The 20765-nt window shown below is 60.7% G+C and carries 22 protein-coding genes and 1 tRNA gene; 9 read left to right on the top strand and 14 right to left on the bottom strand.

Translation table 11 applies throughout. The annotated features are described in order from the left end of the window. Nucleotides 1-39: 39 nt before the first annotated feature. The gene (locus BM70_RS31805; protein WP_025854198.1) at nt 40-834 is read left to right on the top strand and encodes an energy transducer TonB; all 795 of its coding nucleotides are present in this window, start codon (nt 40-42) and stop codon (nt 832-834) included. A 14-nt stretch (nt 835-848) separates the two neighbouring features. On the opposite strand, the gene BM70_RS0100585 is transcribed toward BM70_RS31805, so the two are convergent. Together BM70_RS0100585 and BM70_RS0100580 are read right to left on the bottom strand one after the other, a co-directional pair. Then, entirely contained in the window at nt 849-1697 is an 849-nt protein-coding gene (locus tag BM70_RS0100585; protein ID WP_025854197.1) for an oxidoreductase, read from the bottom strand. A gap of 96 nt (nt 1698-1793) precedes the next feature. Then, nucleotides 1794-2762, bottom strand: a complete 969-nt coding sequence (locus BM70_RS0100580) for an NAD-dependent epimerase/dehydratase family protein (RefSeq protein WP_025854196.1) — start codon at nt 2760-2762, stop codon at nt 1794-1796. 93 nt (nt 2763-2855) lie between these two features. On the opposite strand from BM70_RS0100580, the gene BM70_RS0100575 reads away from it, so the two are divergent. The 4 genes from BM70_RS0100575 to BM70_RS0100560 all read left to right on the top strand — a co-directional run bounded on the left by BM70_RS0100575 (nt 2856) and on the right by BM70_RS0100560 (nt 5614). Beyond that, nucleotides 2856-3740, top strand: coding sequence for a LysR family transcriptional regulator (locus BM70_RS0100575; protein ID WP_025854195.1), 885 nt, complete (start codon nt 2856-2858; stop codon nt 3738-3740). A gap of 54 nt (nt 3741-3794) precedes the next feature. After that, on the top strand, nt 3795-4373 hold the full coding sequence (locus tag BM70_RS0100570) for a DUF4337 domain-containing protein (RefSeq protein ID WP_025854194.1): 579 nt from the start codon (nt 3795-3797) through the stop codon (nt 4371-4373). 218 nt (nt 4374-4591) lie between these two features. Beyond that, complete coding sequence (locus tag BM70_RS0100565) at nt 4592-5251, top strand: M24 family metallopeptidase (protein ID WP_025854193.1); 660 nt, start codon at nt 4592-4594, stop codon at nt 5249-5251. A gap of 9 nt (nt 5252-5260) precedes the next feature. After that, the gene (locus BM70_RS0100560; protein WP_025854192.1) at nt 5261-5614 is read left to right on the top strand and encodes a gamma-glutamylcyclotransferase family protein; all 354 of its coding nucleotides are present in this window, start codon (nt 5261-5263) and stop codon (nt 5612-5614) included. Nucleotides 5615-5777: 163 nt separating this feature from the next. Here the strand turns inward: BM70_RS0100560 and BM70_RS0100555 are convergent. Next, nucleotides 5778-5867 (bottom strand) — tRNA-Ser (locus BM70_RS0100555). Between the two features lie 320 nt (nt 5868-6187). On the opposite strand from BM70_RS0100555, the gene BM70_RS0100550 reads away from it, so the two are divergent. From BM70_RS0100550 to BM70_RS0100540, 3 genes are all read left to right on the top strand, one after another. Next, the gene (locus tag BM70_RS0100550; protein ID WP_025854191.1) at nt 6188-6880 is read left to right on the top strand and encodes a crotonase/enoyl-CoA hydratase family protein; all 693 of its coding nucleotides are present in this window, start codon (nt 6188-6190) and stop codon (nt 6878-6880) included. 212 nt (nt 6881-7092) lie between these two features. Beyond that, complete coding sequence (locus BM70_RS0100545) at nt 7093-7833, top strand: 1-acyl-sn-glycerol-3-phosphate acyltransferase (RefSeq protein ID WP_025854190.1); 741 nt, start codon at nt 7093-7095, stop codon at nt 7831-7833. Between the two features lie 137 nt (nt 7834-7970). Then, on the top strand, nt 7971-8942 hold the full coding sequence (locus BM70_RS0100540; RefSeq protein WP_025854189.1) for a magnesium and cobalt transport protein CorA: 972 nt from the start codon (nt 7971-7973) through the stop codon (nt 8940-8942). Between the two features lie 25 nt (nt 8943-8967). Here the strand turns inward: BM70_RS0100540 and BM70_RS0100535 are convergent, their stop codons facing one another. The 3 genes from BM70_RS0100535 to BM70_RS0100525 form a co-directional block, all read right to left on the bottom strand. After that, nucleotides 8968-9690: an amidotransferase gene (locus BM70_RS0100535; RefSeq protein ID WP_025854188.1), complete on the bottom strand. Its 723-nt coding sequence runs from the start codon at nt 9688-9690 to the stop codon at nt 8968-8970. 115 nt (nt 9691-9805) lie between these two features. Further along, complete coding sequence (locus tag BM70_RS0100530; RefSeq protein WP_025854187.1) at nt 9806-11953, bottom strand: 3-hydroxyacyl-CoA dehydrogenase NAD-binding domain-containing protein; 2148 nt, start codon at nt 11951-11953, stop codon at nt 9806-9808. A gap of 16 nt (nt 11954-11969) precedes the next feature. Beyond that, the gene (locus tag BM70_RS0100525) at nt 11970-13175 is read right to left on the bottom strand and encodes an acetyl-CoA C-acetyltransferase (protein WP_025854186.1); all 1206 of its coding nucleotides are present in this window, start codon (nt 13173-13175) and stop codon (nt 11970-11972) included. A 648-nt stretch (nt 13176-13823) separates the two neighbouring features. Between BM70_RS0100525 and BM70_RS0100515 the strand changes: the two genes are divergently transcribed. Continuing rightward, a complete protein-coding gene (locus tag BM70_RS0100515) occupies nt 13824-14630 on the top strand; it encodes a cytochrome c (RefSeq protein WP_025854185.1) in 807 nt (268 codons plus the stop codon). A 119-nt stretch (nt 14631-14749) separates the two neighbouring features. On the opposite strand, the gene BM70_RS0100510 is transcribed toward BM70_RS0100515, so the two are convergent. The 8 genes from BM70_RS0100510 to BM70_RS0100475 all read right to left on the bottom strand — a co-directional run bounded on the left by BM70_RS0100510 (nt 14750) and on the right by BM70_RS0100475 (nt 20750). Next, nucleotides 14750-15553: a transglutaminase family protein gene (locus BM70_RS0100510; protein ID WP_025854184.1), complete on the bottom strand. Its 804-nt coding sequence runs from the start codon at nt 15551-15553 to the stop codon at nt 14750-14752. Then, a complete protein-coding gene (locus tag BM70_RS0100505; protein ID WP_025854183.1) occupies nt 15550-16500 on the bottom strand; it encodes an alpha-E domain-containing protein in 951 nt (316 codons plus the stop codon). Before BM70_RS0100505 ends, BM70_RS0100510 begins: the two co-directional genes overlap by 4 nt. Before the next feature lie 4 nt (nt 16501-16504). Next, nucleotides 16505-17914 carry a circularly permuted type 2 ATP-grasp protein gene (locus tag BM70_RS0100500; protein ID WP_025854182.1) on the bottom strand — a complete coding sequence of 470 codons (1410 nt, stop codon included), beginning with the start codon at nt 17912-17914 and terminating at the stop codon, nt 16505-16507. 407 nt (nt 17915-18321) lie between these two features. Then, nucleotides 18322-18663 (bottom strand): ribonuclease E inhibitor RraB, encoded by a 342-nt coding sequence (locus BM70_RS0100495; protein WP_025854181.1) that lies wholly within the window; start codon nt 18661-18663, stop codon nt 18322-18324. Between the two features lie 213 nt (nt 18664-18876). Beyond that, nucleotides 18877-19113: a hypothetical protein gene (locus BM70_RS0100490; protein WP_025854180.1), complete on the bottom strand. Its 237-nt coding sequence runs from the start codon at nt 19111-19113 to the stop codon at nt 18877-18879. A gap of 103 nt (nt 19114-19216) precedes the next feature. After that, nucleotides 19217-19822, bottom strand: coding sequence for an START domain-containing protein (locus tag BM70_RS0100485; RefSeq protein ID WP_025854179.1), 606 nt, complete (start codon nt 19820-19822; stop codon nt 19217-19219). Between the two features lie 41 nt (nt 19823-19863). Beyond that, nucleotides 19864-20118 carry a YkgJ family cysteine cluster protein gene (locus tag BM70_RS0100480; protein WP_025854178.1) on the bottom strand — a complete coding sequence of 85 codons (255 nt, stop codon included), beginning with the start codon at nt 20116-20118 and terminating at the stop codon, nt 19864-19866. Between the two features lie 161 nt (nt 20119-20279). Then, nucleotides 20280-20750 (bottom strand): hypothetical protein, encoded by a 471-nt coding sequence (locus BM70_RS0100475; protein WP_025854177.1) that lies wholly within the window; start codon nt 20748-20750, stop codon nt 20280-20282. Between the last annotated feature and the right edge of the window lie 15 nt (nt 20751-20765).

Raw genomic sequence — 20765 nt, 5'->3', positions numbered from 1 at the left:
TCGGCATCCCGTTTTACGTTGATCCCTATTGATGAACCCATGACTTCCAAGACCGCCCCCGACTACCTCAACCCACCACGCAAGGCCCTGTGGAGTGTCGCAACGCTGATCACCCTGAGCGTCTACGCCGGTCTTATCGCGTGGTGGCTGCATACGCCCAGCGTGACGGTGGCCGAAGCCGCCCCCGCAGCGATGATGATCGAATTGGCTGCCGCCCCCGTGGCCCGGGCGGTGGAAGAAGACCTGCAAGTGGCGCCGGACAAAGTGGTGCAGAAACAGCTGAATACGCCGTCGGAAAAACCGCCAAGGGAAGTGCCCAGGAAAGTCGTGGCGGCGCCCCGCCCGAGCGCGGCCAAAACCGCCACGTCCCCGCTCCAGGACGCCGCCCGTGGCAGCTACTCGTCCGCGCCGGAACACGCCGCCGAGTTCGAGACCGCCCCTAAAAAGCAGGAAGAACAGCCGGCCCCTTCGACCACCACGGCACCGCCCAAACTCGATGCGCACAGCGCCGACACCACCGCCGCGAACCAATCCTCACGCGGCATGGCCGACCCGGCGCAAAAGGTGCAATGGGAAGCCGAATTGCTCGCCCACTTGGAACGCTACAAGCGCTACCCACAAAACGCCCGCGATCGAGGTGACCGGGGCGTGGCGTATCTGCGCTTTGAAATCGACAGCAACGGCAAGGTACTCAGCGCCAGCATCGTGCGCTCGGCCGGTTTTACCGAGCTGGACACTGCAACCCTGGACATGATCAACCGCGCCTCCCCGGTACCGCGTCCGCCGGAGGGCAGCAAGACGCGGTTTACAGTGCCGGTGGTATTTGCGCAATGACGTGCGGGCGACCTTTATTCCGGAAAATCCGCCCCTTCAGTCACCTCGGCCCACGCATTGAAATCCGTGTTCAAGGCTTCGACCTTGGCGCGGGCATTGGCCAACGCGGCCTTGCCCAGCAGCAGGCGCAGCGGCGGTTGGTCGGCCTCCACGGCGTTGACGATGGCAATCGCTGCACGCACCGGGTCACCGGCTTGCTTGCCGTCGATACTGCGCAACAACGCCGTGCGCGCGCCGGCGGTGGCGTGGTAGTCGGCAATGGCGTGGGGAGCTTCATTGGCGGAGCGACCGGCCCAGTCGGTGCGGAAACCGCTCGGTTCCACCAGCAGCACCTTGATGCCCAACGGCGCAACTTCCTGGGACAACGACTCGGAAATCGCCTCCACCGCAAACTTGCTGGCGTTGTAAAAACTCAGTGTCGGGAAAGCCGTGATCCCGCCCACTGACGACACATTCACCACGGTGCCGGAACGCCGGGCACGCATACCCGGCAGCGCGGCACGGGTGACATCGCTGAGGCCCCAGACGTTGATCTCGAACATGCGCCGTACTTCGTCCAACTCGCTCTCTTCGAACGAACCGAAATAGCCGATGCCGGCATTGTTGACCAGCACATCGATGTGACCGAAGTGATCTTCAGCGGCTTTTACCGCCTTACGCACCTGGGCCGGGTCGGTCACGTCCAACGCCAGCACCAAGGCGTTTTCGGCGTAATCGGTGACGATGTCCTGCACCTGCAGCGGATCACGAGCGGTGACGACGGTCGGGTAGCCAAGGCTGAGGGTGTGCAGTGCCAGGTAGCGACCGAAACCGGTGGAGCAGCCGGTGATAAACCAAACGGGTTTTGCACTTGAAGACGTCATGAAGGGTAATCCTCTGAATGAACGAACCCACCCAGTATCAGCGCTCCGCCCCTTACCCAGTAGAGGCCGATGCCGCATGCCCCTTCGAGCCAAACTTCACAATGCCCGCGGCAGGCAGCCCATACCGGTCAGGGCCGTCTCCACCGCTTCATCCAGCGGCGTACAAGGCTCCGCACCCAACACCTGAACCAGCCGGGTGTTATCGAGCAGCACGGGGGTTTGCCACAGGTAACGCATCTCCAGCATTTCGCGGAAGGTGGCGACAAAAGGAGAGACCATTTTCAGCAGCCACCAGGGGAACGTTCTGACGACCGGCTGCTGCCCCGTCCTGCGCAGCACCACGCGCTGGATCGCCCGGCTCATCTGCGTACCATCCGCGTCCGTATGCCCGGCCATATGAAAACGTGCAAACGCCTCCAGGGTGTCGCGGCGCTCCAGCAACTCGACCATTGTGCGCGCCACATCGGGCAGGTACGCCCATTGATGGGCCACACCTCGCGCGCCCGGATAATTGACGCTGTGCACCGGTTTGCCAGCGTTGACCAAGCCTTGTGAAAACCAGCTGTTGGCCGTCTGGGCGCCGAAAAAATCCCCGGCGCGCACAATCAGCACCCGTGCGCCGTTGCCTGAAGCTGCATATAAACGCTGCTCCAGTTGCACACGGATCGCGCCCTTGCGGGTTTTCGGGTGCTGGGGAGAGTCTTCGTGCAGCAAAGGGAAAGCGTCCGGCCCGAAGTTGTAGACGGTACCGGGCAACACGATGGTGGCGCCTTCGGCGATGGCCGCAGCGATGGTGTTGTCGATCATCGGCAGCACCAGTTCGGCCCAGCGTCGATAGCCTGGCGGGTTCACCGCGTGAACGATCACTGCACAGCCTCGGGCCGCTGCCAGCACGTCCTTGCGCTTGAGCGCATCCCCTTCAAGCCAGGTAAACGCAGCGTTCTGGCCACGGGCCTTGTCGACATCACGGGTCAACGCGCACACCTGCCAACCCGCCGCATGCAGCTGACGCGCCATTTCGCCGCCAATGCCACCGGTTGCACCCAATACCAGTACTTTGCTCATCACACGCTCCCACGTTGGTTGGTGAGAACATTGTCTGCGTGGCGCAGCTATAGAGGAATTGTCGAAGACCATCGAGTCGCTATACATTTATGCATGGCAACGAATATTGGTTGGGAGCTTTACCGGTCGTTCCTCGGCGTGTTCAGGGAAGGATCGTTGTCGGGGGCCGCACGGCAGCTCGGCATTACACAGCCCACGGTCGGTCGGCATATTGCCGCGCTGGAAACGGCGCTGGGCGTGGTGCTGTTTACCCGTTCACCGACCGGTTTGCTGCCCACGGCGATGGCCCGCACCCTGCGCGCCCATGCCGAAACCATGGAACGCACGGCGGCGGCGCTTGAGCGTGCGGCGTCTGCCCAAGGGGATGAAGTGCGCGGCGTGGTGCGCGTGTCGGCCAGCGAGGTGGTCGGGGTAGAAGTGCTACCGCCGATCCTCACGCAATTGCGCCAGACCCACCCGCACCTCAAGGTCGAACTGGTGCTGACCAACCGCCTGAGCGACCTGCTGCAACTGGAAGCCGACATCGCCGTGCGCATGGTCCGGCCAAGCCAGGAACAACTCTTGGCGCGACGCATTGGCCTGATCGAAGTCGGCCTGCATGCCCGCGACGATTACCTGCAACAGCATGGCCTGCCCCTGCAGATACACGACTTGGCGGGCCACTCCGTGATCGGTTTCGACCAGGAAAATGCGTTTATCCGCAGCATGGCCATCAAGGGCTTCGAACGCAGCGCCTTCGCCCTCAGCAGCGACAGCGATTTGGCGCAACTGGCATTGATCCGCGCCGGTGCCGGTATCGGCGGCTGCCAGGTGCAACTGGCCAAGCGCGATCCGCGTCTGCGTCGAGTCCTGCCGGAGGGCTTTTCGATCAAGTTGGACACGTGGGTGACCATGCACGAAGACCTGCGCAACAGCCCGCGCTGCCGCGTGATGTTCGACGCCCTGGTGGAAGGTTTGCAGCGTTACGTACAGGGTTGAGACAGCTTCGCTGGTGAAGAATCAGAGTCCCTCAGTCCCTTCACAGACGCCCCCATGTCCGAAGCCTTCGAAGTCCCCAGCCCCCACGAAAAACACCTCGAGCACACCACCGAACAGGCCCACGGCCGCGGCGACAATTTCGCCAGCCGCATCGCCGTGATGACCGCCCTCATGGCCACCCTCGGCGCCATGCTCAGCTACCAGGCCGGCTCCACCGAAAGCGAAGCGGCGATGGACAAGAACAACGCCGCCATCATCAAGACCGAAGCCGCCAACCAGTGGAACTACTACCAAGCCAAATCCAGCCGGCAAAACCTTGCGGAACTGGCCACTCACATTCCCGGTGTCGACGTGGCGCATTACAAGGACGAGATCGAGCGCTACAGGAGCCAGAAGGAAGACGTGCGCAAACAGGCGGAAAAGCTTGAGGCCACGTCAAAGGAATGGGATGAAAAGTCCGAGCAGGCGTTGCACCAGCATCACCGCTGGGCCCAGGCGATGACCGCGATCCAGATCGCGATTTCGTTGGCGGCGATCACGTTGCTGACGCGCAAGGAATGGCTCAAGCGCCTGTCGTACACCGCCGGCGCCGCCGCCGTGGTGCTGGGCGGCCTGGCGTGGCTGCATCTCTAAAAAAACCACCGAACGTAGGAGCCGGCTTGCTGGCGATAGCGGTGGTGCAGCAGACATTAGTGCTACCTGATCCACCGCTATCGCCGGCAAGCCAGCTCCTACAGAAGTTTTCAGCCGAAAAAGTCGTCGCACAGCCGCTTTACGCTTTGGCTGGGCCAGCGCCGCGCTATATAGTAAAACGCATAACGAACGATGCTGCTCAACCCGAGGAAAAGCCGGTGACCGCACAACCCAAAGAAGCCGTGGGCGCCGCCTACAGCATCGAATCCATGCGCTACGCCCAGGCCATGACCTGGCAAGCCATCGATCAACTCGCCCAACGCATCCGTCCCGGCATGCTCGAATCCGAAGCCCGCGACCTGGGCAAGCAAGTCCTCGCCGATCTCGACATGCAACGCATCTGGCACCCACTGCTGGTGCGCTTTGGCGCCAACACCCTCAAAACCTTCAAACAACGCTCCGACGGCGATCCGGTATTGGGCGACAACGACATTTTCTTCATCGACATGGGCGCCGTCTGGCAAGGCCACGAAGGTGATGCCGGCGCCACGTTCGCCACCGGCAACGACCCGCACATGCACGCCTGCGCCAGCGCCGCCAAAGCCCTGTTCGACCGCGTACAGGCCCGCTGGAAAAACGACCAGGTCGTCGGCCTGGAGCTTTATCGCTATGCCGAAGAACAAGCCCAGGCCATGGGCTGGCAACTCAACCTCGACATCAAGGGCCACCGCGTCAGCGACTTCCCCCACGCCATCCATCGCGGCGGCGACCTGGGTGATTTCGAGCACTACCCGAATGCCGGGCTGTGGATCCTGGAAATCCAGATCGCCCACCCGAGCAAACCCTACGGTGCTTTCTACGAAGACCTCCTCGCTTAAGGAACTGAAATGAACCGCTCCACCGACTACCCCGTGCTGTTGTTTTCCTACGGCACCCTGCAAGACAAACCCGTACAACTGGCCAACTTCGGCCGGGAACTGACAGGCCAGCAGGATGCGATGCTGGGCTATTCGCAAAGCTGGGTGGAGATCACTGACCCACAGGTGCTGGCGAGCAGCGGCAAGACTCACCATCCGATTGTCGCGCCGAGTGCTGAGGCAGGCGCCAGGGTTGAGGGGATGGTGTTTCAGATTACGGAGCAGGAACTGGCGGCGGCGGATGCGTACGAAGTGTCGGATTACAAGCGGGTGGAGGTAGGGTTGGCTTCGGGGTTGAGGGCTTGGGTGTATGTACAAGCCTGAAGCGCTTCAATTCCGTTAAGGGGCGAATGCGACTTGCTGGAAATCATAGGGCGACGCCTGAATATGCCGAGCCCGTGATTTGATAAGGTTAAGATTTTCACACCCCAGAAATCACAAAACCCCTGGTTTCTCTCGAAACCAGGGGTTTTGTTTACATCGAATGTGGCGGTGAAGGAGAGATTCGAACTCTCGATACAATTTCTTGTATACACACTTTCCAGGCGTGCTCCTTAAGCCACTCGGACACTTCACCGTATCTCGTCAAACCAGTTCAGTCTGTCGAGGCGCGCTAATGTAGTCGAAAGCCTTTCTGATGGCAAAGGTTTTTTTCAGAATATTCATGCGGTTAGCCCGTTATGCCGCTCAACGCCCGGCAAGGGGCGGTGATTGTGCCATTCTCAGGCACCGGCGGTGTACGTCTGGGACGGTGATTACGCCCTGCTTCGGGCATTACGGCGCGTCGCACCGGAGAAAAGCCTGACTGGTCAGTCAGTCACAGCGCTTTACCAGCGCGGGCGTGGTGGGTAACGTCTGCTGCATACTTCTATAACAAGTCCTACAAGGAACCGCGTCATGAGTGAGTTGATTGCCTACCACCTCGAAGACGGTATCGCGACCCTGACCTTGAGCAACGGCAAGGTGAATGCCATTTCTCCTGCCGTGGTCAGTGCCTTTAATGAAGCGCTGGACCAGGCGGAGAAGGACCGGGCGGTGGTGGTGATCACCGGTACGCCGGGGATTCTGTCGGGTGGTTATGATTTGAAGGTGATGACCGCCGGCCCCAAAGAAGCGATCGGCCTGGTGACTTCCGGCTCGACGTTGGCGCGTCGCCTGTTGTCGCACCCGTTCCCGGTGATTGTGGCGTGCCCTGGGCATGCGGTGGCCAAGGGTGCGTTCCTGCTGTTGTCGGCGGATTATCGGATTGGGGTGGAAGGCCCGTTCAGCATTGGCCTGAACGAAGTGGCGATTGGCATGACCATGCACCACGCCGGTATCGAACTGGCACGTGATCGCCTGCGTAGGTCGGCGTTCCATCGCTCGGTGATCAATGCCGAGATGTTTGACCCGCAGGGCGCGTTGCAAGCGGGCTTCCTCGACAAGGTGGTGGCACCGGAGGAATTGCATGCCGCGGCGCTGGAAGCGGCGCGTCAGTTGAAGAAGCTCAATATGAACGCTCACAAACACACCAAGTTGAAGGTGCGCAAGGAGCTGTTGGAGGCCTTGGATGAGGCCATCATTCAGGACCAAGGGCATATCCTGAGTTAAGTCCTGCTTCTGATACGCCAGAGCCCGACCTTGAGTCGGGCTTTTTCTTACACAGGATTCCGAATCTTCTTCAGCCGCTCTAGCTTGCCGGTGCCGGCAGATGTTGAAACATGCTCTTAAACATCGCCTATCTCCTACCTCTACCGGGGTAATTGCCGAATACAGTGCACAACCGTACACTGCGCCACCTTTTGTCCCGGTGGGCCGTGTCGATGCTTTTTCTGTTGCGTATGTTGTTGATGGGCCTGCACTTTATGCTCGCCGGTGTGCTGGGCGTGCTGGTCGGTCTCTGCCGGCCGTTCAACCCGGACAACAGCCGCCTGTGTGCTCGGCTCTACGCGCTGCCGGCCATGTGGATGCTGCGGCTGAACGTAAAGGCCGACGTGGACTCGCTGCGCAACAAGCCCGGCACCTGCGTGATCATCGCCAACCACCAGTCCAACTATGACCTGTTTGTGTTCGGCACCGTGGTGCCACATCGCACGGTGTGCATCGCCAAGAAAAGCCTGAAATGGGTGCCGCTGTTCGGCCAGTTGTTCTGGCTGGCGGGGAATGTGCTGATTGACCGTGGCAATGCGCACAAGGCACGCCGCGCGATGCTGACCACCACCCACACGTTGCAGCATGAGGACACGTCGATCTGGGTGTTCCCGGAAGGCACGCGCAACCTGGGCAAAGGATTGCTGCCGTTCAAGAAAGGCGCGTTCCATATGGCGATTGCGGCCGGTGTGCCCATTGTGCAGGTGTGTGTCAGCAATTACGTCACGCACATGCAGCTCAATCGCTGGAACAGTGGGGATGTGCTGATACGGTCGTTGCCGCCGATTCCTACGGTTGGCCTGACTTCGGATGACATCCCGGCGTTGATGCAGGCTTGCCATGCGCAGATGGAGGCGTGCATCGAAGAGATGGATCGCGCGTTGCAAACTGCGTGGGCGCCGGCCTCTCTCTGACAGTTTGGGGGCGCTTCGCACCCAGCGCGAGCAAGCTCGCTCACTACAAAAAGCCTGGCGCAACGACGGCTACAAGGGAACGCCATTCAGGCTAAGCTGCCCAACACCTGTCCTCCCAATAAGAAGCGATCAGCACCATGGGTAGAGTTGTTGCGGCCGCCGTCTACAGCGCCGGTAAGAAAGTCACTGATATCACCCTTGATGAAGGCGCGGCCTGGGCCGCCAAACCCGACCACTTTGTATGGATCGGCCTGGAAGAACCCAACGCCCAGGAGCTGGCCAACTTGCAGCGCCAGTTCAACCTGCATGAGTTGGCCATCGAAGACGCGCTGGAAAAACACAGCCGCCCCAAGCTGGAAACCTTCGGCGACGCACTGTTTATCGTCACCTACTCACCGGTGCGCGAGAACGGCAAGCTGGAGTTTATCGAGACCCATATCTTTGCCGGCAATGGCTACATCATCACCGCTCGTAACGGTCACTCAGCGTCCTACGGCTTTGTGCGCCAGCGTTGTGAGGCGCGGCCGTTGTTGCTGGAGCATGGGGAAGATTTCGTACTCTATGCGCTGCTGGATTTCGTCACCGAGAACTACCAGCCGGTGAGCGAAGCGATCCACGCCGAGATCGATGAGCTGGAGCGCAACGTGCTCTGCAGCTCGCTGAGCGAGCGCGATATCCAGAACCTTCACGGCCTGCGTCGCGATGTGCTGCGGCTCAAGCGATATGTGGCGCCGATGGTGGAGATCAGCCAGGAGCTGCAGAAGCTCAGCTTCCCGTTTATCGACAAGAACATGCGCCCGTATTTCCGTGATGTGCAGATCCACGTGACACGGCAGATGGAAGACCTCACCACCCTGCGCGATATCGCCAGCCAGACCATCGAGATCGGTGTGTTACTGGAGGCTTCGCGCCAGAGCGTGGTGCAGCGCAAGTTCGCCGCGTGGGCGGCGATCCTCGCGTTCCCCACCGCGGTGGCGGGGATTTATGGGATGAACTTCCAGAACATGCCCGAGCTGCAATGGCACTACGGCTATTTTGCAGTGCTCGGGTTTATTGCGGTGGGTTGCACGGGTTTGTGGGCGAGCTTCAAGCGTTCGGGTTGGTTATAGACCGCTTTCGCCGGCACGCCGGCTCCTACGCGGCCTCGGGCTTGTGCGCCACAAAGCGCATCATCCATTCCGCCACGGTGACGCCGTGGTGGTCGCGCTCCAGGCTGGCCACGCCGTTGGTGTAGACCTTTTCACCCAGGGTCGTCTGAAGAATCTCCAGCAACTCGCGGGAATAATCGTGGATAAATTCCGGGTGCCCCTGGAAGCACAGCACCTGGTCACCAATGTGGTACGCCGCGAACGGGCAAAACGCGCTGGAGGCGATGACCGTGGCATTTTCCGGCAGTGTGGTCACCTGGTCCTGGTGGCTGATCAACAGCGTCAGTTCTTCCACTTCCGGGCTCATCCACGGCGCCTTGGCATCGAGCTTGTAGTCATGGATGCCCATGCCCCAGCCCTGTCCGGCGCGTTCGGTCTTGCCGCCCAGCAGCAGCGCCAGCAACTGATGGCCAAAGCAGATGCCAAGCAGCTTGTCGCCGCGCTCGTAACGGTCGAGCAGATAAGTCTTGAGGGTCTGGATCCACGGGTCGCTGCCGAAGGAGTCGGCCTTGCTGCCGGTCACCAGGTACGCGTCGAACACTTCGTCGTCGGACGGGTATTCACCGTTCACCACGTTGTAGACGACGAACTCGGCAGGAATCGGCTGCTTGGAGAACAGGCGCTTGAACATCTGCCCGTACCCTTGGTATTGATCGATCAAGCCTGGACGCAGGATATCGGTTTCCAGGATACAGACGCGTAGCGACATAAAAAATACCTGACACGGTGATGGGAATATTGCACACCCCAGAGCCTGCCTTGAAATACCCCTTCAAGGCAAGCCCCCTCCCCTTGATCACCGGGACATCGTCACCGGAACCTGGTCACCGGAACACGTCACCCTGCGCCGCCTTCTGCAGCAACAAGGCCGGCGGTGTGAAGCGCTCGCCATATTGCTCGGCCAGGTAACGGGCGCGGGCGACGAAGTCGTTCAAACCGTACTGGTTGATGAACTGCAACGCACCGCCGCTCCACGCCGCGAAGCCAATGCCAAAGATTGAGCCCACGTTGGCGTCCGCCGTGGACATCAACACCCCCTCCTCCACACAGCGCACGGTCTCGATGGCCTGGATGAACAGCAGGCGGTCGCGCACATCCTGTGGCGAGATACGTTGATCGGGCCGTTCAAAGCGACTTTTCAGCTCCGGCCACAGATACTTCTGCCCGCCGCTGGGGTATTCGTAGAAACCGCCCCCCGCCGCCTTGCCCACGCGCTTGTATTCGTTGACCAACAGATCGATCACCGCCGTCGCCGGGTGTGTCGGCACGCCCTTGCCTTCCGCCTGCAGATCCTTGGCCGTCTGCTGTCGGATATGGCTCATCAGGCTGAGGGAAACTTCATCCGACACCGCCAACGGCCCCACCGGCATGCCGGCCTTGCGCGCTTCGGTCTCGATCATCGGCGCAGCCACACCTTCGCCGAGCATGGCGATGCCTTCATTGGTGAAGGTGCCGAACACCCGCGAGGTGAAGAAACCACGACTGTCGTTGACCACAATCGGGGTTTTCTTGATTTGCAGGACGAAATCGAAACCGCGAGCCAGGGTTTCGTCGCTGGTGCGCGCGCCCTTGATGATTTCCACCAGGGGCATCTTGTCCACCGGGCTGAAGAAGTGCAGGCCGATGAACTTGGCTTGGTCCGGCACCGCCGTGGCCAGGCCGCTGATCGGTAAAGTGGAGGTGTTGGAGGCGATCACGGCATCGGCGCCGACCACGCTCTGCGCAGCGGCCGAGACCTTGGCCTTGAGTTCACGGTCTTCGAACACCGCCTCGATGATCAGGTCGCAACCCGTCAGATCGGCGTCGGAGGCCGTAGGATAGATGCGCGCCAAGATGGTTTCACGCTGCTCGGCAGTCATTTGCCCACGGCTGACCTTTTTGTCCAGCAGCGCCGCCGAATGCGCCTTGCCCTTCTCGGCGGCCGCCAGGTTGATGTCCTTGAGCACCACGTCGATGCCCGCGCTGGCGCTGACATAGGCGATGCCCGCCCCCATCATCCCCGCGCCCAGTACGCCGACTTTGCGCGTGACGTAGGGTGCAACCCCTTGCGGCCGCGAGCTGCCGGCGTTGATCTCGTTGAGTTGGAACCAGAAGGTGCCGATCATGTTTTTCGCCACCTGCCCCGTCACCAGCTCAGTGAAGTAACGGGTCTCGATCAGGTGCGCGATGTCGAAGTCCACCTGGGCGCCTTCGACGGCCGCGCAAAGGATCTTCTCGGGGGCCGGGAAACAGCCGTTGGTTTTACTGCGCAAAATCGACGGCGCGATCGCGAGCATCTGCGCAACTTTCGGGCTCGCCGGTGTACCGCCGGGGATCTGGTACGCCTTGTTGTCCCATGGCTGCTTGGCGTCCGGGTTGGCCAGGATCCAGGCGCGGGACTTGGCCAGCAATTCATCGCGATCCGCCGCCAGCTCGTGGATCAAGCCAGCTTGCAGCGCCTGCTGCGGCCGAACTTTCTTGCCTTCCAGCAAATACGGCAAGGCCTTTTCCAGCCCCAGCATGCGCACCATGCGCACCACTCCGCCGCCGCCCGGCAGCAGGCCCAAGGTGACTTCCGGCAGGCCAAGTTGCACCGACTTGTCGTCCAGCGCGACACGGTAATGACAGGCCAGGCAAATCTCCCAGCCGCCACCCAAGGCCGCGCCATTGATGGCGGCTACCACGGGCTTGCCGAGGGTTTCCAGACGACGCAGCTGTGCTTTCAACACCCGCACGTTGTCGTAAAACGCCTTGGCGTGGGCCTTGTCGACCTTGATCAGTTCATTGAGGTCGCCACCGGCAAAAAACGTTTTCTTCGCCGAGGTAATCACCACCCCGGCAAGGCTGTCTTTTTCCGCCTCCAGGCGCTCGACCGTGGCCGCCATAGCCTCGCGGTACACGCCGTTCATGGTGTTGGCGCTCTGGCCGGGCATGTCGAGGGTCAGCACGACGATGCCGTCCTGGCCTTTTTCGTAACGAATGGCTTGGGTCATGACAGATTCCTTGGGCTCAGAGGCGTTCGATAATGGTCGCGATGCCCATGCCACCGCCGACACACAAGGTGGCCAGGCCATAGCGTTGCTGGCGCACTTCCAGCTCGTCGAGCAGGGTGCCGAGGATCGCGCAGCCGGTGGCGCCCAGCGGATGCCCCATGGCGATGGAGCCGCCGTTCACATTGACCCGCGCCGCGTCGATGCCCATGTCCTTGATAAACTTGAGCACCACCGAGGCAAACGCTTCGTTGACCTCGAACAGATCGATGTCTTCGACACGCAGGCCGGCCTTGGCCAGGGCCTTGCGCGTGGCGGGCGCGGGGCCGGTGAGCATGATGGTCGGGTCGGTACTGGTGACCGCCGTGGCGACAATACGCGCCCGGGGCTGCAGGCCCAGTTCGCGGCCCTTGGCCTCGGAGCCGATCAACATCAACGCGGCCCCATCGACGATGCCGGAGCTGTTGCCCGGTGTGTGTACGTGATTGATGCGCTCCACATGGCTGTAGACCCGCAACGCGGTGGCATCGAAGCCCATCTGCCCCATCATTTCGAAGCTGGGCTTGAGCTTGCCAAGGCCTTCTAGGGTGGAGTCGCCACGGATGAATTCGTCATGGTCCAGCAGCACGATGCCGTTCTGGTCCTGCACCGCGATCAGCGACTTGTTGAAGGAGCCGTCAGCTCGGGCCCTCGCCGCTTTCTGCTGCGAATGCAGGGCAAAGGCGTCGACGTCCTCGCGGGTGAAACCTTCCAGCGTGGCGATCAGGTCTGCGCCAATGCCCTGTGGGGTGAAGTGGCTGTGCATGTTGGTCTGCGGGTCGAGCACCCAGGCGCCACCGTCGCTGCCCATGGGCACGCGGGACATGGACTCGACGCCACCGACCACCACCAGGTCTTCGAAGCCGGAGCGCACTTTCATCGCGCCTAGGTTGACCGCCTCCAGGCCCGAAGCACAGAAGCGGTTGACCTGTACGCCGGCGACGCTGATGTCCCAGTCCGCTACCAGTGCGGCCGTCTTGGCAATGTCGGCGCCCTGGTCACCCACCGGGGTCACGCAGCCGAGCACGATGTCGTCGACTTGATGGGTGTCGAGGTCGCTGCGTCGGGCCAGGGCGGTGAGCAACCCCGCCACCAGGTTCACCGGCTTGACGCTGTGCAAGGCACCGTCGGCCTTGCCTTTGCCACGGGGCGTGCGTATCGCATCAAAGATCAAAGCTTGGGTCATGACGTCCTCGAACCGCTGTGCATGTGTGCCTCTACCTTAGGCCCGATTGACACGGTTTCAATGACGGATGCGCTCATTGCTTTTGACCCTCACGCTCGGACGAACGGTAGCCTCCTAAGGTAATTGCCTGATTAATCGTTTTAGCTGTCTAGCCGAGGCATTGGCGCCAAGATGGCTATATGCCTCATGCCTTTTTAAGCTCAAAAATTGATTAGCTGATATGAAATGAGTCTAAGCCACGAAGAACGAGGGCTCTAAGGTTGAATCAGTAGGAAGTTGCTGCCGGGTTTTGCTGGAGCAGCTGTAAGAAAAGCGACACGTCATCTCGCCATACTGAAATAAAAACCGGCACGCATTTGACGCTCAGGAATAACAACAAAAGGCAGTCAGCCATGTTCAAGCATTCGAAAGTACGTCAGGCGGGACTCATTCTGTTCGCCACCACACTGATTCTGATCTTGCCCAACTTGACCAAGGTCATTGGGTGACCACCCCACGCCCACATTCCGTGCATTCACAGCACCGGGTTTGCAGCTTTTGGCAGCACCTGCCGGGACATTGCGCATAGCGGTCCTGCAGGGGCTGTCTTTTTGCGCGCCAATTTCCGGTATCGTGAGCCCAATCGCCACTTTGAGTCGGGCCTGCGTCTTGAAATCCATCCTCGTCCTCTTCGCCTTGCTGATCGGCCTTCCCGCTTCGGCGGCGCAATTGACCGTCGAACTCGACCACAGCACCAAGACCTGGCAGACCGCTGACTTGCTCAAGCACCCGCAGGCGCAAACTGTGCAGATCACCGAAGACGTGTCCTACAAGCGCACCATGACCTATCGCGCAGTCCCGCTGGCCGCGCTCCTATCGGGCTTGAAACCGGAGAGCCACGTGCAGGCCGTTGCCCTCGATGGTTTCGCCGCCGAACTCACGGCTGCGCCACTGCTGGAAAACCACGGTGCCCGCGCCTGGCTGGCGGTGGAAGACCCCACGCAGCCATGGCCTGCGCTGGCCGACGGTAAACCGAGTGCCGGGCCGTTCTACCTGGTGTGGACCGACCCGCAAGCCGGGCACATCAGCCCGGAACAGTGGCCGTTCCAGATTTCCGCGATCAAGCAATTGAAGACCGTAGCGGAACGCTTTCCGGCGCTGCTGCCCGACCCGAAACTGGCGGCCAATAACCCGATCAACCAAGGCTTTGCGCTGTTCCAGAAAAACTGCCTGGCGTGTCACCGTCTCAATGGCGCCGGTGATGCCCAGGTGGGGCCGGACCTGAATATTCCCTACAACCCCACCGAATATTTTGGCGGTGATTTCCTCAAGCGCTATATCCGTGACCCGCAGAGTTTGCGGCATTGGCCACAGGCGAAGATGCCTGCGTTTGCGGCCAGTGTGTTGCCGGACAGTGAGCTGGATTTATTGGTGGGGTATTTGAAGCATATGGCCGGGCGCAAGCAACACCCCTGATCTTGACGTTGCCCCTGTAGGAGCCGGCTTGCCGGCAATAGAGGCAGGTCAGTCACCCATGTAGTCACTGAACGACGCTATCGCCGGCAAGCCGGCTCCTACAGTTGATCAGTGGTGAATTATTGCTGCTGGACGGAAATCACTGGTGTCGGTGCCACGAACACCTTGGCATGCATCTGCTCATGCCCGCCACCACGGCGCATGCCGCGTACCGGGCAGGCATCGAGATAGTCCAGCCCCACCGCCAGTTTCAAATGCCGCTCCGGGCGGGCGAGCTGGTTGGTCACGTCAAAGCTGTACCAGGCATCATCCAGCCAGGCTTCGGCCCAGGCGTGGCTGGCCAGGTGCGTGCTGTCTTCTGTGTACAAATACCCCGACACATACCGCGCAGGAATGCCCAGGCTGCGCGCGCAGGCCAGGAACGCATGAGTATGGTCCTGGCACACGCCCGCACGGCCGGCAAAAGCCTGGGCGGCGCAGGTGTCGACTTCGGTCGCGCCAGGCGTGTAGACCATCGCCTGGTTCAGTGCGTGCATCAGGTCGATCAACGCCGTGCGGTCGCGACGTTGATGGCAATGCTGGTCGGCAAAGCCGCGCAAGGCTTCATCGGGCTCGGTCAGGCGGGTGCAGCGCAGGAACGGGAACGCCGATTGGCTCTCGTGTTCGGCCTCGCGCAATTCGTCGATGTCCACTTGGCCACGGGCGCCGATGATGATGGCATCGTGGGGTTCATCCAGGGTCAGCACATGCAGGATGTTGCCGAACGGATCCACCTGGGCACGCACCGGACGCGGCAGGTCGAGTTGCCAACTGAGCACATGCTGGCGCTCGCTGTCGTGGGGCGTGAGGCGCAGGTACTGGATGCTGGCGCGCACCTGGTCTTCGTAGTGGTAGGTGGTTTCGTGGCTGATGGAGAGTCTCATGCGGCCTCCAGGTAGGAACTGTAGATGGCGTCGCCCAACTGGCGGACCAAGGGGATAAAGTCGGTCAGCCAGGCGTGCAGGCCTTCCTCGAGAATTTCATCGATCGCGGTAAAGCGCAGGCGCGCATCCATCTCGGCGGCCAGGCGCTGGGCCGGGCGGCCGTTGATGCCAGGCAGGCTGGCCAGGATCTGGTCGATCTCTTCGCTGCAGGCACGCAGTGAGCGCGGCACATCGGCGCGCAACAGCAACAACTCGGCGACTTGCCGCGCGCCGGGCGCATCGCGATAGATCTCGGTGTAGGCCTCGAACGACGACAATGCGCGCAACAAGGCGCTCCATTGATAGTAGGCGTGGGCCGTGCCGTCGGTGACCGCTTCGGCACGATCACCAGCCATTTCATAGCGAGCGTCCAGCAGGCGCAACGTGTTGTCGGCACGTTCAATAAAGGTGCCCAGGCGAATGAACCGGAAGGCATCGTTGCGCATGATGGTGCCGTAGGTGGCGCCGCGAAACAGGTGGGAGCGCTCCTTGACCCATTCACAGAACCGGCTCATGCCATAGCGGCTCAGGCCCTGCTGGGCGATGTCGCGAATATCCAGCCAGGTCGCGTTGATGTTTTCCCACATGTCGGCGGTAATCCGCCCACGCACCGCATGGGCACTGGCCCGCGCCGCGCCGAGACAGCTGTAGATGCTGGCCGGGTTGGCCGCATCCAGGGCAAAGAAGTGCAACAGGCGTTCGGCGTGCAATTCGCCGTGACGTTCGCGGTAATCGTCCAGGGTGCCGGTGATCAACAGCGGCATGGCCAGTTCATGCAGGCCATCACCGCGTCCGTCCTGCGGCATCAGCGACAGCGAATAGCTGACATCGAGCATGCGCGCGAGGTTTTCCGCGCGTTCCAGGTAGCGCGACATCCAGTACAGATCCGAGGCAGTTCTACTCAGCATGGCATCAGTCCTCCACCACCCAAGTGTCTTTGGTACCGCCACCCTGGGACGAGTTGACCACCAGCGAACCTTCGCGCAATGCCACGCGGGTCAAGCCACCGGGGACCACACGGGTTTCCTTGCCGGACAGCACGAACGGGCGCAGGTCGATATGGCGGGGCGCAATGCCGTTTTCGACAAAGGTCGGGCAGGTGGATAAACACAGGGTCGGCTGAGCGATATAGGCGTGGGGCTTGGCCTTGATACGGGCGCGGAAGGCTTCGATTTCCGCCGCGGTGGACGCCGGGCCGACCAGCATGCCGTAGCCGCCGGAGCCTTGGGTTTCCTTGACGACCAGGTCCGGCAGGTTCGCCAATACGTGGGACAGTTCGTCGGGCTTGCGGCACTGAAACGTCGGGACATTCTGCAAGATGGGTTCTTCGTCCAGGTAAAAACGGATCATCTCGGTGACGAAGGGGTACACCGACTTGTCATCCGCTACCCCGGTGCCGATGGCATTGGCCAGTACCACATTGCCCGAGCGATAGGCCGCAAGCAGGCCGGGCACGCCAAGCATCGAATCAGGATTGAAGGCCAATGGGTCGAGGAACGCGTCGTCCAGGCGGCGGTAGATAACGTCCACGGCCTTGGGGCCATCGGTGGTGCGCATGAAGACGCGGTCATCGCGCACGAACAGGTCCGCGCCTTCCACCAGTTCCACGCCCATTTCGCGGGCCAGGAAGGCATGCTCGAAGAACGCGCTGTTGAAGCGGCCCGGGGTCAGTACGACCACGCTGGGGTTGTCCAGGGGGCTCGCGCTTTTCAGGGTGTCCAGCAGCAGGTTGGGGTAGTGATCGATGGGCGCGATGCGTTGGGCGGCGAACAGTTCGGGGAACAGGCGCATCATCATCTTGCGGTCTTCGAGCATGTAGCTGACGCCGCTGGGCGTGCGCAGGTTGTCTTCCAGCACGTAGTACGTGCCGTCGCCATCGCGTACGAGGTCGACCCCGGAGATGTGGGAATACAGGTCGCGGTGCAGGTCAAGGCCCTGCATCGCCAACTGGTATTGCTCGTTGGCCAGCACCTGTTCGGCGGGAATGATGCCGGCCTTGATGATGCGTTGTTCGTGGTACAGGTCGGCGAGAAACATGTTCAGCGCCTTGACCCGCTGGATACAGCCGCGCTCGACAATCCGCCATTCGCTGGCAGGGATGCTGCGTGGGATGGTGTCGAAGGGAATCAGACGCTCGGTGCCTTGCTCGTCACCATAGAGCGTGAAGGTGATCCCGGCGCGGTGAAACAGCAAATCGGCTTCGCGCCGGCGTTGAGCCAGCAGTTCAGCAGGGGTTTCAGCCAACCAGCGGGCGAACTCGCGGTAATGAGGCCGGACCTGCCCTGCCCCATCGTACATTTCATCGTAATAAGTGCGGATCATGCCGAACTCCTTGTCACCCGGGCGCAAGAACCATCGCAAGGCCCGTGCCAGCGGCATAAACACTTAGAAATCAGTGAGTTGAATTACCACGGCAAACTGGCCGCACCGTCCTGGTGCGCAGAATGCACGGCGCATGGCCGCACGCTTCATCGCAATGCGGGCTTTGCCTATCAACAGCATAGTCAGAGTTGATTTCACTGCCCGGCCAAGCATGCGGATAATTGGCCCCATCTGCTGAACAGGATGCGTCCTGACGCTTCAGCGAACCGCTCTTCCCTTTAAGCCACCCTCTTGGGTGGTTTTTTTTTGCGCGGTGCATTGGGTGGTGGCGATGTCGGGGCGCGGCACAAACAAAATCGGCCGACCCAAAAGGTCAGCCGATACGCTGTGTTGCTCATAAATTGCCGCTACATGGGTAACCCACGCACCTCCTGCTTGACGCCCCATCCTTCGATGATCCCGCCCAGCGGCTCGACCACCGCCCCGAAGTCTTGCTCGAAGTCTCCTATGCCGTCGTAGGTGGCGAACATGATTTTGCTCAGTTCCAGGTACCAGGCGCCATCGTCGCGCGCACTGACCTGGGCATTCAGGGATTCCCCACGAAACTCACCCGCTGCCCTGCGCGCCCGTTCCTCATCCGGGAATATGGCGTAGAACTCGATGGGGTGAAAACGCGAGAAGTCGAAGCCGCCTTCTTTCATGCGGCGCAGAACGTTGGTGCTGATGTCTTCTTGATAGGCTGTGCTCATGAAAAGTGCTCCTCGAATTGATGGATAGACTTTCCGTGCTTCCCGAAGCCCACGCCGTACTGGCGTGGGGGCTACGGCAATGACATCACCGCTGGAAAACAAGCATGTAGCTGACAAGACCAGACCTTAGCGATTCATTCGCTGATCTCACTTGCAGAGTAGCGCGAAGCTATCACCTCCACCAGAGGTGCTTGGAAGGTGTACAGGGAATGTTCAGGCGGCGGGAGAGATGTCGAGGATCTGGATACTGTTCTGGTCTTTGAGGATCTTGACCGTAGGCTCGGGTTTGCGGCCCTCCAGGTCATTGAGGTCCAGTTCGGCGGCGACGGGCACCAGCTTGTTGCGAATCATGTGTGCCGCATCTTCGAGGCTGGGCTTCTGGTCGCAGGTGAACTGCTCGACGGACTTCACGCCGTGATCATCAACGAAGGTAATCTGCCACTTTTGCATCGGTGCCTCCTCGATAAAACCCGTGTGTGGGCTTACCACTATCTGGACCTTGAGGGGTCGCCAAACGTTCCACTCGAGTCAGGAGGCACCGGATCAACTGCGCTTATTTTTCAGCGTGTTCTTTCAAGGCTTTCAAGGTGTTGAACGGCGCGTCCACCACGAACTTGTTGGCCAGCCACGAAGGCACGCTGCCACCTGGCTCGGTGTGCACCTGATAGGTCACTTCGGTCTGGTTGTCGCCTTTTGGCACGAGTTTCCAGAAGCCGTTGACCTGGGCAACCCGGACGTAGCCTTTTTCTTCAGGCTTGTAGGTCGGTACACCTTCGAGCTTGCGGGTCAGCGTGCCGTCGGCCGCCTTGGTCGTGGTGATATGCAGGTAGGAATCGCGGTCCGTCACGGGGAACGGGGCTTTGAATTGGGTGTAGGTCCAGCTCTCATCACCTTTCTTGTCCACCAGCTTCTGGGACTTGCACTCGTGGATCCAGGCACAGGCACCGGCCACGTCTTCCTGCAGGGCGACGATTTTTGACACAGGCGCGTTGATCACGGTCACACCGCGATACGCCTTGTACTTGGAACCGGCAATTTCGCTCAGGGACACCTTGATACCGCCTTCGTCCTTGGCGACTTGCCAATCCTCAGCCTGGGCAGTGGCAGCAAACAACACCGTAAAACCGCACAACACAGCCATTCGTTTCAGCGAACCCATTGTTGTATTCCTTATTGTTGAAGTTCCGATAGTAAAGCCCATCAAGCCGCCGTCATGTGCTCCCACCAGCCGATCAAGCGGATCGCATCGGCCTGGTCGGTGCCGCAGACCTCGATATCCGCCTTGAAATCACTGCACACCGCCGGGCGCTCCGGTTGCCCGAACAGCAGGCATAGCTGTTCGACCGACAGGTGCAGGCAGCGTTCGCCGGCCGGTTTGCCCTGTGGCATTCCCGGTAATGGCGAACTGATGGAGGGGGCAATGCAGCAGGCGCCACAGCCTTCACGGCAATTCATGACCAGCAGGTCCTCGACGACTCAATGTGGATGGCCGGGCTAGAGTACGCCCTAAAACAGCTGTTTTAAAATGGCCTAACAGGGGTTTTTCGCAGAAAACAAAAGTGGCTGACCAGTCTGCGACAGATGGTCGGAGGGCAACGTCACGTTTGTGGAAAAGTTTACTGCTTGAATTCGAAATCCAGCGCGGCGCCTTCTACATCGCGCCGTTCTTCGTTGCGCAACTGCAGCCTCATCTCATTGCTGAGCAGGCGGCCGTTGATCTGGAACGCACTGTTGTCAGTGGGTTTTTCACCAAACATCGGCGGCAGCAGCGGCACGCTCTTGGGCTTGGGCATGGTGCCAATCGGCTGCAAGTGCCTGACCATGTCAGAAGGCAGCGACAGGTCCAACTGTGCTGGTGGCAATTGTGTCTGCGCGACTTCACGGGATGACTTGGACTTGCTCGCCGCACGTTTCTTGACCGGGGCGGCTTTTTTCTTGACCACGGGCGCCGTTTTTTTCGCGGGGGTCTTTTGCTCGGCGCTGGCAGCAGGCTTGGTTTCACTCACAGGGGCTGCCGCCAGCACTGTGCTGACGTTACACAGGCTTAACAGGCCAATCACCAAAACAGCGCGAACAATAGAGGTCATATTGCCTACAGCATT

It is taken from the genome of Pseudomonas sp. CHM02 (assembly GCF_000612585.1).
Lineage (GTDB): Bacteria > Pseudomonadota > Gammaproteobacteria > Pseudomonadales > Pseudomonadaceae > Aquipseudomonas.
This window is presented reverse-complemented; position numbering and strand designations above follow the sequence as displayed.